Here is a 13,566-nt window from a genome sequence, read left to right as displayed (position 1 = left end):
CAGCCGTTCTTTTTTTGAAAAGTTGGTGATTCATATACATCTCTTTTTTGTCGCCAGTTTTAATATAATATACTTTTTATAAATTGTTTGGTAGCTCATCCTCTGCTTTGAGGTAATTTAGCTTTATATAATTTAATCTGCCATCTATATCGTAATAATTGTTTTCCTTTTTTTAATACCTTCCAATGTATATGGATTATGTAGTGGAGATAATGGGGACCATATTTCTGATATTTATGCCGCGAAATCTGACCTAATTTATCCTTTTTGTGATATTGCTGAACCAGTACAACTCGTTACGAATTTAACAATGTAAGTGCCCAATAGGAAGGTTGTCCATCGGTGACTAAAACACGGAGTTTTTCTCGACACTTTTTCGGAATTTTAAAAAATACTTTACAGATCGTATACTCTAATTATGTATTATTCGCAGAACTTGCAGCGAAAATTTCAAATTTACCGTTGCAGAACACAATATCGGTGTTCGAATTCCCTCTTTTTCCCATGCAAGTTTCATCACTATAAATAATACATCCAGGATGGTTATAAAATCCCCTTTTATTAAACTCAGATTCTGTTTGAATACTGTCTTGACATAATTTTTTTTGAATTTGTTTATTTTATTTTGAAGAATCATCCATATTTTAGCTATCTGAGATTGCTTATAACTCTCAAAAAAGAGTTCATAAAGAAGTTATCTAATTTTTATCTGGTATCAGACCATTTCCCACTCAATAAGCGGATTTCTAAATCGTTTTTCGCATTGGAAACACCGAAACCTTTTTACATTCACTGACGAAGATGTATTGTATCCATTTTTTACAAGAAATCCAAAAAATATGTATTTTTATTGAAGTGATTTATCTGATTTGGCGTGTTCTGCTGGTGAAAAAAATTTATTCTGACCAGATCATCCAATTGAATGGATCTAATTGACAAAATTTGGAAAATTACAGCCATCTATAAAACTAAGAAAGAATAAGTATTTAATAATTTTCCATGAAGTACGTTAGAAATAGGTGGAAGACTGTAAATATGCATGAATACTGATATTTGTTTAGTATGGGATTAAGGGATACGATGGTTATTTCATAAGAAATGAAAAATTAAAAAATTTTAGGTGATCACCTAAAAAGAATAATCGTCAAAAAACGGATTAAACAAATTATTCTCGAAAATATTCTGAAACAAATAACAGAGAAAGAAATTTAAAAAAGAAAAATTACAATCAAAGTATAAAAAACAGAATTACTTTATTTACCGATGCGTTGAATTTTCCGACCTACTCCACAATACACAGTATCAACAGGAAGTTGAAACGGATCATAAATATTTCGACTGTCTACTACAATGAAGGGTGTGGCCATAACTTGTTTTATATGCACAAATTTTAACGATAAAAATTCTTGATGGTCTGTGAGTACCACTAAACATTGCGAATTTTCAATGGCTTCGTCAAAGTTCGCACTGACTTCAAATCCGTTAACTTCCTCACCAACATAATAAGGATCCCAAATCTTTACTATAGCAGATTGCTTTTGAAGATATTCAACTACCCGCAAAGCAGGCGAGATCTGGATATCCCGCACATTTGCCTTATATGATAACCCTAAAACCGTAATTGTTGAACCATTTAAGCACAATCCTACAAAATTCAACGCATTAATTATCATTTCCAACACATATTGCGGCATTCGATCGTTAATTTCACGGGATACTCGAATTAAAAAGGGTATATAATCGACCTTCTGAGCATCTTCAATAATATAATATGGATTTGCAGGTAAACAAGGACCCCCCACTCCAGGACCGGGATAATGTGGTTGAAAATTGTATTTTGTCGAAGCACCTCTAATAACTTCCTTTATATCAATCCCTAAACGCTCGTAAAGCACCGCAAATTCATTCATCAAGGCAATATTTACATCACGAAAGATATTTTCTGTCAGCTTAACCGCATTAGCAGTCCCAGGAGTGGAAACTTGGATTATTTCAGCATCAGTTATGGTTTTATAAAGATCAACAATAATCTTACCAATTTCCCACGAACTTCCACCTACAATTCGAGCGACCTTGTTAAAATTGTCAACGATTTTGCCTGGATCGGCGCGTTCTGGACATGAGCAAACTCCAAAATCAACATTTACTTTTAGGTTACTGGCTTGTTCAATAATCGGTGTTAGAATGGTTTCGATAGTAGTAGGGCTAACGGAACTTTCATTAATAATTATTTTATTAGGAGTGAGATGTTCACCAATTTTTCGTGCAACATCTTTTATAGCAGTATAATCGGGAATTTTATGCGCTGTCACGGGAGTAGGGACGCAAATCACAATAATATCGCTATCGGTTATTGTTTGCTGGTAGTTATTTGTAAAAGAGATAAATCCATTATCAACAGCTGAAGTTAAAATGTCCGGTAATCCAGGTTCATCAATAAAAGTTTTTTTTTGCTTCAAATCGTCCAAAAGGTTTGTGTTTATATCATAACCAATAACTTTATACCCACCTTTTGTAAACATCAAAGCAGTAGGTAAACCAATTCGTCCTAAACCAAAAACTCCGATATGCAGGGTTTTTTCTGTTATCTTTTGCTTTATTAAATTTAAATCCATATCTTTTTCCTCATAGGTTATATTGATTGTAGTAAATGAATATTTGAATTAAAATTTCAAGTTTTATTAAGATTAAAAAAAAGAAATGACACTAAAGATTATTAATTAATCTATTGGGGATTTACTTCTTCTCTAGAAATTTAGATCTATAATATGCTAAATACGCCCTAAACCCAGAAACAGCATTATATTCTGGAGAATATCCAAGAATTTTCTGAGCCTTGGTGATATCTCCATAACTATGCAAAATATCACCCTTGCGAATTGGACCGTATTTAATTTTCAATCCAGACACACCTGATTCCCGAATCATAATCTCTGTTAATTCTTTAAGCGTTATCGGTTTTCCCGCAGCAATATTCATGATTTCTCCTGCAGAATCCCGAGACAATCCAGCTAAAAGATTAGCCCGCATAACATCCTTAATATACGTAAAATCACGAGATTGGGTTCCATCACCAAAAATTACAGGATTTTTATGCTCAAAGATCCGTGCGATAAAAATGGCAATCACACCGCTGTAAGGTGAATCATTCTGCCGGGGGCCAAAAACATTGAAATAGCGAAGAGATGTTGTGTTTAAACCATATACTCTATGATAAGATACCATATATGCTTCTGCGGCGTATTTTGCAACACCATATGGTGAAATAGGATCTAACCGCATTTGCTCATGTTTGGGTAATGTCGGTGTGTCACCATAAACAGATGAACTTGATGCAAACACAACCTTTTCAACATCACGTATTCTGGCGGCATTTAGAATATTTAAAGTTCCGTTAATATTTACGCTATTACAGAGCTCTGGCATTAATATGGACTGAGGAACGCTGGCAAATGCAGCTTCATGAAAAACAATATCGATGTCTTGCATTAGATAAAGGAGTCTATCATAATCTCTGATATCCGTCTTATAAAAGATAAAATTTGGATGTTTTTGAGCGAGTTCGAGATTCTCCATCCTTCCATTGAACAAATTATCGATTCCTATCACATGAGCGCCTTGAGCAAGCAATTCATCGGTGAGATTACTTCCAATAAATCCTGCGGCACCAGTGACTAAGATTCGTTTTCCTTCATACATAAAATAAAAAATGAATGATCGAAAATGAAATTATGGGTGCATTCCACCTAAAGAAAATCAAAAGAAAAAAAATTTAAAACTGCTGTTATAAGTCTGTTTTAAGAAATTCTTCTAAAGTTGGATTTTTACTATCACGTTCGGAAAGAATGGGATGCTCAATTTTCCAATCAATATTCAATTCAGGATCATCCCATAGGATCCCCCGTTCCAATTGTGAATTGTAATATTCATCTACTTTATATTCAATCTCCGCAATATCTGAAAGGACTGAAAATCCATGTGCGAATCCTGTAGGAATATAAACTTGTAAGAAATTTTCTGCTGAAAGTTCCACTCCCCACCATTGTTTAAATAAAGGAGAATCAGGTCTGATGTCCACAATTACATCCCAAATTTTTCCAGAAATGCATCGAACCAATTTAGTTTGTCCTGGAGAAATTTGAAAGTGTAGACCTCGAACAGTATTTTTCACAGATTTGGAATGATTATCTTGTCGAAAAACAGTTTCGATGCCAATGTCGCAAAATTTGTGGTAAGAATAAGATTCTAAGAAAAAGCCTCGGTTATCATGAAAGACCTTCGGTTTAATCAGCCAAACATCAGGAAAAGGTGTTGATATTTTCTCCACAACTATATATCCCCGATTTCATTGTCAATATTATATTTGTGAAGGAAATCATTAACATTAATACTTTGTTGATTCTCAAAAGATACGATTGCTGCCAGTAAAATCACCATAGTCCAAAAATTATCACGAATGGATGTTGGATGTTCAGTACCAGTTCTAATGGCATGCACGAATTTAGCCACACTGTCGGGCCACCCAGGGGGATAGGTCCATTGATTATCGACATCGCCTATGTTTTCTCCCAATTCTTCCTTTTCACCTTCAATAGAATAAAACACGGGAGATTCATTTTTGGTATTAACAAGTGTTCCCTTTTCACCGTACATGACAAATCGGGTGTGACCGGAGGTGGTGGGTCCGGCAACCGCTTCTTGGTTGGCGGTGAGATGCCATTCTGTGCCGTTTTCAAAGGTTACATTCAGAAAGAGCGATGAATAACCAAGAATTTTGGAATGAGGCGGTCGGATAAATTTCGCCCAGACCATCTGGGGCTTGGAGTTCAAATAATATCGCATAGAATCGATAATATGCACATACCAATTGAAGGCACTGATATAGAGATTTTGCTGGCGCCACCACTTTTTGAAATGATAATTGTTCTGCGAGAATTCTGAATTCACCAAAAAGACGCGTCCTAATTTTCCACTTTGCACGGCCTGAAAAATAGCTTCAACACGAGGGTTCCACCGATACTGTTGATTTACGGCAGTAATTATTCCCTTCTCTTCAGCCAGGCGCTGAGCTTGTATCACGTGGCGAAACTGATCGATGGAAACGCATAAAGGTTTTTCCGCCAACACGTGAATACCCCGCCGAACAGCATCAATAATGTATCGTGCATGGTATTGTGGGGGTGTTGCGATTACAACTGCGTCAATTTGATGGTTATTGTAGGTTTGTTCGATTGTAGAATATGTTTTAAGGTTTGGAAATTTGTATTTGGATAATTTGTCAAATGATTGAGGGTTTGGATCTGCTACAGCGATTAGATCGACGTTTGGGTCATTTTGGAGTGCATCCAGCCATCGGGGGGCAATGTGTCCGCAGCCGATAAGTGCGAATTTTATCCGTAGAAAAGAAGAAGTCATAAAGAAAAGAATTTTTGTTAAGTTAAAATTATTGTTATAAAAGCCAAACATATAAAAAAGAAAATGTAATGATTAACGATTTACTGATCCATTCGACAAATAAAAGATTATATATCGACATTATCCGTTTTAGCTGTATTCAAAATAAAGTAATGATGGATGTGCGTAGTTCACAGAATTGCATGACATGTATTTTAAATAATATTTAAAAATCAAATCATATTTCATTACTGGAATAATTATGCTTTTAATTGCAATTCCAAAATCTGCAAGTACTTCATTGATGTCTACTCTTGGGAGATTGCATAATATTCCAGCAAAACAAATTTATTTTCCAGATGCTCCCGTTCCAAAAGAAACCAAATTTCTTCATAAATTACATGGCGATATTAGACAAATAGATGATGAAACTGTAAAGAAATTCCAGAACGCACATATTATATTTAAGCAGCATATTTTTCCATCTCCTAATAATATTCAGAAATTGAAAAACATTAAAAAGGTCATCTTATTGCGGAAACCAAAGGCTATTATCGAATCTTATTTTCGAACTCAAAAAACTCGACTCATGAGTAATATTGCTTCTATATATGAATATGAAGACCAGAAATCTTTTGAAGATTATATCTTAAAGAAAGGAATATTGGAAGATTTATCCATTTTCTACAATCAGTGGTCTTCTTGTTCTGAAAATTCTTTGATAATACACTATCAAGATCTTATTTTATCTCCAAATAAGGTGATCAACCAGATCGAAGAATTTTGGAGTCTTCCTATAACAAATCGTAAAATATTTTTGGATAAGAAGCGATATACCAGAACGGTCCCTGGAATTGTCTCGATAATGGAAACGATAAAAAAAATCAAGACATTTCTACAACATAGAACAAGGGAGGGAAAAATCAAGAAATTATTAATCTTGACATTAAATATTTCAATAAAATACTGTTTTTCAAATGAATTGTGGGATTTAAAAAAGAAGGGATTCTTTGATTTGAAGCAATTTTTCTTACGTCTTAACCAAGATATTTTGAGGTTGCGAAAGACATTATACTCTTTCAGACCGAGAAAAAATTAAATCAGTTAAATCGGTTAGCGACAGACGCTATTTGAAAGTTAAAATAAACTGTTTGTATTTTTAATTGTTATCAAAATATGATTACAGATATCTCTTACTGCTCCATTTCCCCCTTTTTTTGCCGAGATATAATCAACATTTTCTTTTATCTGCTCTTCTGCATCCAGAGGGCATGCTGAAAATCCGACCTTTTTAATTGCTGCTAAATCATTCACATCATCGCCAATAAATGCAATATTTTCCATAGAAACTTTATTTTCTTTACAGAAAGAATTCAAAGTTTCCAACTTATTCTTACAGCCAAGATACACCTTATCAATCTTCATTTTTTTGGCTCGGCTTGTTACAATACTGCTATTTTCTGAGGTCATTAACACAGGAGTGATACCTTCTCTTCTTACTAACTCAAGACCATGGGCGTCTCTGGTGTTAAATTTTTTGATAAATTCACCTGATTCGGTATAATACATCCCACCATCAGTAAGAGTGCCATCCACATCGAGAATGAGATATTTTATTTTTAGAATAGAATCTGGTAAAGAATTCTTTTTTTCTTTCTGAATTTTTCGTTTTAGCAGTTGTTCTACAATTAACCAATCAGATAGTTCATCGATTTCATAATAAGTTTCTTCTCGCATTTCAAAAAAGGTTATCTTTCCACTAATACGACAATTGCTTTTTAATATATTCTGCCGCGAAGACAGATAAAAAGCTCCATTCTCAACCAAAAAACCGTTGAAATCTTGTCTTCGTGGGCGATTTTCATAATCGTAATTACTCGGATGGATATTTCCATTTCCATCTTCTTCCCAAATAAATCTTTTCTGTCTAACAACCGAAAGTAACGAATCACAACGAGTTTCTAAAAGTTTATGAAAAGCATTATCTATATCTGAACTTGAAATTAAAGGAGACGTTGCCTGAATAAAAAAAACGTAATCAAATGAATAAACTTGGCAGAATTCTAGTAATACAATCTCACTTGAAGAGGTATCAGTTGCACTTTCTTTTGATCGCCCAATTACATGAACTTTATTATTGTTATCAAATTGATTTTCAATGGTTTCCTTAATGGTTGAACTATCAGTAGATATAAAAATATCGGATATTATGTTTGCTGATAAAGCAGCTTCAATACTCCAAAAAACTAATGGTTTACCTGCTATATTCTTAATATTTTTTAGTGGGATTGACTTACTATTACCACGCACGGGAATGAACGCTACAACCTTAGGAATTTTTTCCTCATTCATTTAATCACCCTATTATTTATCAAATCAAAAAAGTTCAATTAGATGTTTAAGAAGTAAAAAATAGTTATATAAAATCATGCATTATTTATATTCTTTTAATTTTTTTAAGCTTTTTTCGCTGTTCTATCTCCATTTCATCTAATACTGATGGTTTATTTTGAAAACATTTATGGATTGCCTGTAAATCCCGTACTAATTTTCGTAAACCTCCTGGTTCTAAACTTGCAGCATGATCTGTTCCTTTCCATGTTCGATCCAATGTAAAATGACGTTCAAACCATTCCGCCCCTAAAGCATAAGCGGCCACATCTGCAGCGATTCCCAAATGATGACCGGAAAATCCAACTGATTTCACCCTAGGACCGTATTTTTCCAAAAGTTTTGGTATTTCAAGTAAATATACCTTTTCAAATGGAACAGGATAACCGGAAGAACAATGATATATAACTAAATCTTGATTTCGATTCCGTTTTTCAAAAAATTGAATGATTTCTTCGATTTCTTCTTGAGTCGTCATACCTAAAGAAAGGTGAATCTCCCCTGGATAATTTTTACAGACATAATCCAAAATTTCAAAGTTAAGATTGGTGGCAGAGGGTATTTTAATCATTTCTGGTTCCAAGGATATAATTTCTTTTGTTGAAGTCATATCCCAAACGGAACAAGAGTATTTTATCTCTATTTTTTCCGCATATTTTTTCAGCATTTCATGGGTTTCAATATCAAATTCTAAAAATTCACGATGAAGCCCATAGGTTTCTCCATAACTGTTATAAGGAACAGGATGTGGTGCGTTATATTCTTCTTCACTGAGCAATTCTTTCGGATTTCGTTTCTGAAACTTTACAACATCCGCATTTCCAAAGATTTTAGCTACTTTAATCATCTCTTTTGCAATTTCGGGATCTCCTTTATGATTACAACCGATCTCAGCAATTACCTTAGGATATTTCATATAATTTTTAATTTTGGATGTAATAAATAATTAATGTTTAACAAGAAAAAAAATACGGAAATTCTGTGTTCCAATTAACTACTACCTGAATTTAAGGTTTTTAATGATTCAATACATCCGTTTTCAATCAATTAAAAAATCTTTAAATATATCATTTTTCAAGGAATTTGCGATATTTTTTGGAAAAACAACATCGATAATGTATCTTATATCTTCTTTCCCTAAGATATGAAAAGCAAAAAGAACAAATATATATAAGATTATTAATATGGATGTTAATATTATTGAAACCAAAAGTGAATGGGAAAATTTGGTCGACAGAAATGATACAAAAATAAATATTATGAGTATTATAAGATTTTTAACTTGTGGTTTCTCCATTTTTCCAACATAAAGTTGCTTTTGTGTGTAAAATCGAATAATTATGGTTCCTACCATTCCTGCGACCCAATTTCCTAAATCAAGCGCAATAATGTTAAGGTCTTTAATCAAGAATATCCAACAAAACAGCGAAGATAAAAATAAACTTAACGTATAAATTGTGTAGGTTTTCATTTTTTCTGCAGCAATGAGTAGATGAGTATAGGCGCCCATCATTGGAAAATTGAATAAATACAACAAAGATCCATAGAAAAAAATCAGACCTTTCTCAAAGTATATATCTCCTAAAAAAATAGTTAAAAAATTTTCTGCCAATAGAATCCCTCCAATGATAATACTCCCATTTAACACTAGTAAATATTTTTCAAATCGATTTATTTGTCGGTTAATCCTGTTGAAATCTTCCTGTTTTATGAGTTTTGTAAAATTTGGGATTAATAAGAATCCTAAGGTTTTTTGTAATTCTCGCAATAATAGAAATAAATTTGCAATTACTGAATATACACCTAGCAACTCATTATCGAAATACTGCAAGAAAAAGAATGGGCCTAAGTTCGTCTTAAGAGTATTCACCCCAATTGGGAGTAAAAAAATAAAATTAAGTAAGAAAAGTCGTTTGAATAATACTGGTTTAAAACGAGTGAAAACAAAGTCATTTTTCATGAATAAAAACATTCCAAATTTAATTAACTCTGTTAAAGTTTGTCCTGCGAGAAATAAAAGAAAATCATGAAATAAAAATACCGAAGCCAAGGAAAAAGCTATACCTAAAATCCCACCTACCAGGTTAGGAATTTCTGTTTTAACGACATTTAATTCTGCCCGAAAACTAAGATTGTAAACCATATTAATTGAATAGATAAAAAATTTAATAAATAAGATAAAAAAAATCCTTGTAAGTTCTCTGTCACTTGGTATCAAATCACTTTTAACTTGCCAAAAGAAGAGAATAATGGTAATTCCTGAAGAAATAATTGTAAGTCCCATTTTTGTAATGAAAAATGTTGTGAATACATCGTTCCGCTCTGATTTTTCTTTTTCTGCTAAAACTTTTATATAGGGTTTTTCCAATCCTAAGGCGGAAAAAAAAACAAAAAAACCCATTAGAGAAATTGCGATTTTTTGATAACCAAATTCATCAGGTAAAAAATAATTAACAGCAATAAGAAATAGAAAACTTTGTAATAACCGGGTGGTTGTTCGGGAGATTAATACAAAAAGACTTTTTCTACCAATCATCAATAATAAAATTTGGTATGAAGATTAAATTTTTCTCATACAAATGAAGAAAAAAAAAAACTAAATTACTCGGTACAAATATATATCCCAAATGGAATTATTGTCACTGAAAAGTGAGATGAATTGAAGGTTATTTTGATTATTGTTCTTAATTTCAACCGATGATAAAATATAATTACAATTAAGATCATATAAGGCTGTAACATTTAGTTCCAAGTTATTAATTACACCTGCACGTTCTTTTGTCCACATAAAATCTTTTCCTAATTCATCTACCATGATATAGCATCGTGAGGCTCCACCATTATAATAATTTTGAAGTATAATATTCTTATTTAACTCATTTTGAATCAGATACTGGAATTTATTTTTATATTCAAGTGGATAATTGGGAAAGTAACCATCTATAGTGTAAAAACCATTAAATTGGGCAATTGAAGGATGAAAACCAATGCAGCCCACTCGATATTCCTCAAAATCGAGCCCAATTTCTTCATGAATCCTTTGAAATTGAGATTGAGCGAAAAATTCATCAAATCTTTGTGGGGGGTGAAGAGAACCATCTAAAACAGAATGATTATATCCAATATTTTGTGAGAATAAAAACAAAATTTGAATCAATATTAATGTTGAAATTATAACTGTTGAAATTTCTTTAATATTTTTATTAAAAACATTTATTTTTTTATTTAACTTTAATTTCTCCTTTTTCTGATTTAGTTCATGAAAAATCAAAAGGATATTTTGAGAAAAAACGATATACCAAATCGTAGGAAATAGAAAGAAAAATCTGGTAAAATTAAATTCTCTTAATATGGTTATTTTCGATTTTATTAAATTTATCAAGGAAAAACTCCAAAATCCGTAAAAAAAAGAGAAAAATCCGATAATTATTAATCCATAAATAATTATCGACTCAGTTTTCTCCAATTTAAAAAAGCTTTGATGTTTCTTGTACTGAATGTAAAAATTTTTTAAAATTAATGCAAAAGCAACTACTGAACTTATACCAATTGAAATATATTGAAAACTTGGTGCATGATAATGTCCAAAAATAAAAATTGAAAGTGATTTTTCTATACTTTCAATAAACGATGTATCGGTATTATGAAAACTTGTTCTTTGTGATTGATAGTTCGAGGAAAAAAACATTGATTGAATTAGTCGGTATTCTATACTAATATAAATTATGACCATTAGTATAATTGCATAAAGAAAATTTTTATTAAATTTCCGCGTATGTAACCAGTCAAAAAGCAAAAAAAAAAACATAAACGTTAAAAAGAAGACAAATGCAAGTGCAAAAATAGTAAAAAAGGGAATAATTGCAATAAAGAGCCAGTCTTGCCATTTAGATTCCCCATTTTTAACATTTAAGAAGCATAATAAAGCTAAAGGTTGACCGGCAACTGAAAGAGATCCAGGTGCCCAAAATGGAAGAAGGGCAAAAGTAGTGGCCACTCCTACAGAAATAAAGACTGAAGATTTCTCTAAAAAATATTTTCTCAATAAAAAAAACATTCCGAAATAGGCGGTATAGTGGATAATTATTTGATTAATCAAATATGCCAAATAAACAGGGAAGATGTACTCTAACAGAACCAAAATTCTCCAACTGGAAGGATAACTTAAACGGGGTAATCCATTCAAGGCATTTTCTATGATTATTTCATTACTGGAAAATATTTTCCCGCTTTCAACTAAGATTTTTATGATTATATAATTAGAATCCCAGTTATCATGAATGATTATATAAGAATGTTCATAATTAATTATAAATGGAAGTAAATAAAGTAAAACGATAAAACACCCCAGAAAAAGTATAATTTTTTCCTTTTTCTGCATTTTACTTGGCGAATTATTAACTTGAAGATTGTATTTTCCCGTTTGATCCATGAAAATTAGCTCCAATAATCTGATTAAATTTCAAGATAGCTATTAAAGGGGAAAAAAACTTTAAAGGATTATAGATCGAAAAATGAATTTAACTATTTTTTTCATTATTTAACAGATTATCAGTTAGCGAATTTTGGTTGAGTAAATTATCCTATTTGCCGAAAAATTGCCAAGCACCTCACACTATCTTATAGTGAATCTTTTACTATCGCTTTCCTGTTTGATGGTTAAGTACACCGACACAGTAAACGTTAGAACATTCACTATGTCTCGGAAGCTTCACGATAACACTGTGAAGCGATAATGCTTTTTGGTATCATACCTTAGAAAAATAAGTAGGCTAATCATTAGACAATTAATTTCTATACTGAATGATGAAAAATATGAGAAAAATTAACAAATGAATTTTTCATCTTTATATTTCCCATTCAGAGAAATTTAATCCAGTTAAAGACATAAGCAATTGGTTTTTTTCAACAAAATAGTCATCCAGTTTTTTTTTTGTTATACTATTCATCTTAGGATAGCCATTTATTTTCTTTTGATTTAATTTTACAGTTTTTCTATAAAAATTAGCAATATAACCATCAGAATTCACGTATTTTTTCCCAATATTTCTTAGTTTATCAAGTATAAATTGAATGCTTCTATTTTTTGGGAGAATTGTTTCATTTTTTTTAATTGATGGATCGATTATAAAATCTAAATCAACTTTGAGAAAATCGAAGATTTCACTTACAATTTGTTGTGGATTGTTGGTATATTTTTCAAATGTAGTGAAATACATATTTTTTTTTGGGAAAAATTCCAAAAAATTTTGCACATGCCTGTAATACATACTTCTTTCGATATAACGAGATTTTTTAGGCTCTAATATTGATTTATCATTATCAAATATCAATTCTTCAAATGTTCGTTTTTCAGTTCCTTTCCTAACCACGTGCCAATATTCAGAATATGTTCGCTCAGTAGGATTTCGAAAAATCCAAATTAATTTTACTTTGGGGATGACCGATGCAATTCTGGCTGCATATTCTGATTTAAGACAATATGCCGGCGTCTTTTCTCCAATTGCTTTTTCATTATTCCAATCAGCGAATTCCTTTTCATAGTATTTAATACCTTTTGAATAATTCAATTCATTATCAAAAAAGTGTACTTCATGATCAGCAACGAATATCTCAGGATGTTGCCCTAATTGAAAAGCTAATGTACTTGTTCCAGATTTCATGGCACCTACTATAAGAAAATTAGGTAAAATTTCATTACACCTCGAAAATCTTAATATTTTTGGTAAAGCATAATAGAGTTAAAATTTTTTACTAATACTAACTAACAAAAATCAACAT

At 31.7% G+C, this 13,566-nt stretch carries 10 protein-coding genes; 1 reads left to right on the top strand and 9 read right to left on the bottom strand.

Annotated features, from left to right (window positions below; translation table 11 throughout):
• Window positions 1-1,253 precede the first annotated feature (1,253 nt).
• From ACXLDF_RS14750 to ACXLDF_RS14735, 4 genes are all read right to left on the bottom strand, one after another.
• Window positions 1,254-2,615 (bottom strand): nucleotide sugar dehydrogenase, encoded by a 1,362-nt coding sequence (locus ACXLDF_RS14750; protein WP_457559310.1) that lies wholly within the window; start codon window positions 2,613-2,615, stop codon window positions 1,254-1,256.
• A gap of 121 nt (window positions 2,616-2,736) precedes the next feature.
• Window positions 2,737-3,699, bottom strand: a complete 963-nt coding sequence (locus ACXLDF_RS14745; protein ID WP_457559309.1) for an SDR family NAD(P)-dependent oxidoreductase — start codon at window positions 3,697-3,699, stop codon at window positions 2,737-2,739.
• 85 nt (window positions 3,700-3,784) lie between these two features.
• Window positions 3,785-4,327, bottom strand: coding sequence for a dTDP-4-dehydrorhamnose 3,5-epimerase (rfbC, locus tag ACXLDF_RS14740; RefSeq protein ID WP_457559308.1), 543 nt, complete (start codon window positions 4,325-4,327; stop codon window positions 3,785-3,787).
• A gap of 2 nt (window positions 4,328-4,329) precedes the next feature.
• Entirely contained in the window at window positions 4,330-5,415 is a 1,086-nt protein-coding gene (locus ACXLDF_RS14735) for a Gfo/Idh/MocA family protein (protein ID WP_457559307.1), read from the bottom strand.
• Between the two features lie 241 nt (window positions 5,416-5,656).
• On the opposite strand from ACXLDF_RS14735, the gene ACXLDF_RS14730 reads away from it, so the two are divergent.
• On the top strand, window positions 5,657-6,493 hold the full coding sequence (locus ACXLDF_RS14730; protein WP_457559306.1) for a sulfotransferase domain-containing protein: 837 nt from the start codon (window positions 5,657-5,659) through the stop codon (window positions 6,491-6,493).
• Window positions 6,494-6,531: 38 nt separating this feature from the next.
• Here the strand turns inward: ACXLDF_RS14730 and ACXLDF_RS14725 are convergent, their stop codons facing one another.
• From ACXLDF_RS14725 to ACXLDF_RS14705, 5 genes are all read right to left on the bottom strand, one after another.
• Window positions 6,532-7,746 (bottom strand): HAD-IIIA family hydrolase, encoded by a 1,215-nt coding sequence (locus tag ACXLDF_RS14725; protein WP_457559305.1) that lies wholly within the window; start codon window positions 7,744-7,746, stop codon window positions 6,532-6,534.
• 85 nt (window positions 7,747-7,831) lie between these two features.
• On the bottom strand, window positions 7,832-8,701 hold the full coding sequence (locus ACXLDF_RS14720) for an N-acetylneuraminate synthase family protein (protein ID WP_457559304.1): 870 nt from the start codon (window positions 8,699-8,701) through the stop codon (window positions 7,832-7,834).
• 123 nt (window positions 8,702-8,824) lie between these two features.
• Complete coding sequence (locus tag ACXLDF_RS14715; RefSeq protein ID WP_457559303.1) at window positions 8,825-10,321, bottom strand: lipopolysaccharide biosynthesis protein; 1,497 nt, start codon at window positions 10,319-10,321, stop codon at window positions 8,825-8,827.
• Between the two features lie 60 nt (window positions 10,322-10,381).
• Window positions 10,382-12,217, bottom strand: a complete 1,836-nt coding sequence (locus tag ACXLDF_RS14710; RefSeq protein ID WP_457559302.1) for a DUF6044 family protein — start codon at window positions 12,215-12,217, stop codon at window positions 10,382-10,384.
• Between the two features lie 415 nt (window positions 12,218-12,632).
• A complete protein-coding gene (locus ACXLDF_RS14705; RefSeq protein WP_457559311.1) occupies window positions 12,633-13,460 on the bottom strand; it encodes a sulfotransferase domain-containing protein in 828 nt (275 codons plus the stop codon).
• Between the last annotated feature and the right edge of the window lie 106 nt (window positions 13,461-13,566).

This window comes from Candidatus Harpocratesius sp. (assembly GCF_054039255.1).
Note: the sequence above shows the minus strand (reverse complement) of the source record. Positions and strands in the feature narration are given on the sequence as shown.

Excerpts from the sequence above, each read along its gene's own strand:
- ACXLDF_RS14725 (WP_457559305.1), bottom strand. The coding sequence starts at position 7,746 with ATGAATGAGGAAAAAATTCCTAAGGTTGTAGCGTTCATTCCCGTGCGT.
- ACXLDF_RS14715 (WP_457559303.1), bottom strand. The coding sequence starts at position 10,321 with ATGATTGGTAGAAAAAGTCTTTTTGTATTAATCTCCCGAACAACCACC.
- ACXLDF_RS14750 (WP_457559310.1), bottom strand. The coding sequence starts at position 2,615 with ATGGATTTAAATTTAATAAAGCAAAAGATAACAGAAAAAACCCTGCAT.
- ACXLDF_RS14730 (WP_457559306.1), top strand. The coding sequence starts at position 5,657 with ATGCTTTTAATTGCAATTCCAAAATCTGCAAGTACTTCATTGATGTCT.
- ACXLDF_RS14735 (WP_457559307.1), bottom strand. The coding sequence starts at position 5,415 with ATGACTTCTTCTTTTCTACGGATAAAATTCGCACTTATCGGCTGCGGA.
- ACXLDF_RS14710 (WP_457559302.1), bottom strand. The coding sequence starts at position 12,217 with ATGGATCAAACGGGAAAATACAATCTTCAAGTTAATAATTCGCCAAGT.
- ACXLDF_RS14720 (WP_457559304.1), bottom strand. The coding sequence starts at position 8,701 with ATGAAATATCCTAAGGTAATTGCTGAGATCGGTTGTAATCATAAAGGA.
- ACXLDF_RS14745 (WP_457559309.1), bottom strand. The coding sequence starts at position 3,699 with ATGTATGAAGGAAAACGAATCTTAGTCACTGGTGCCGCAGGATTTATT.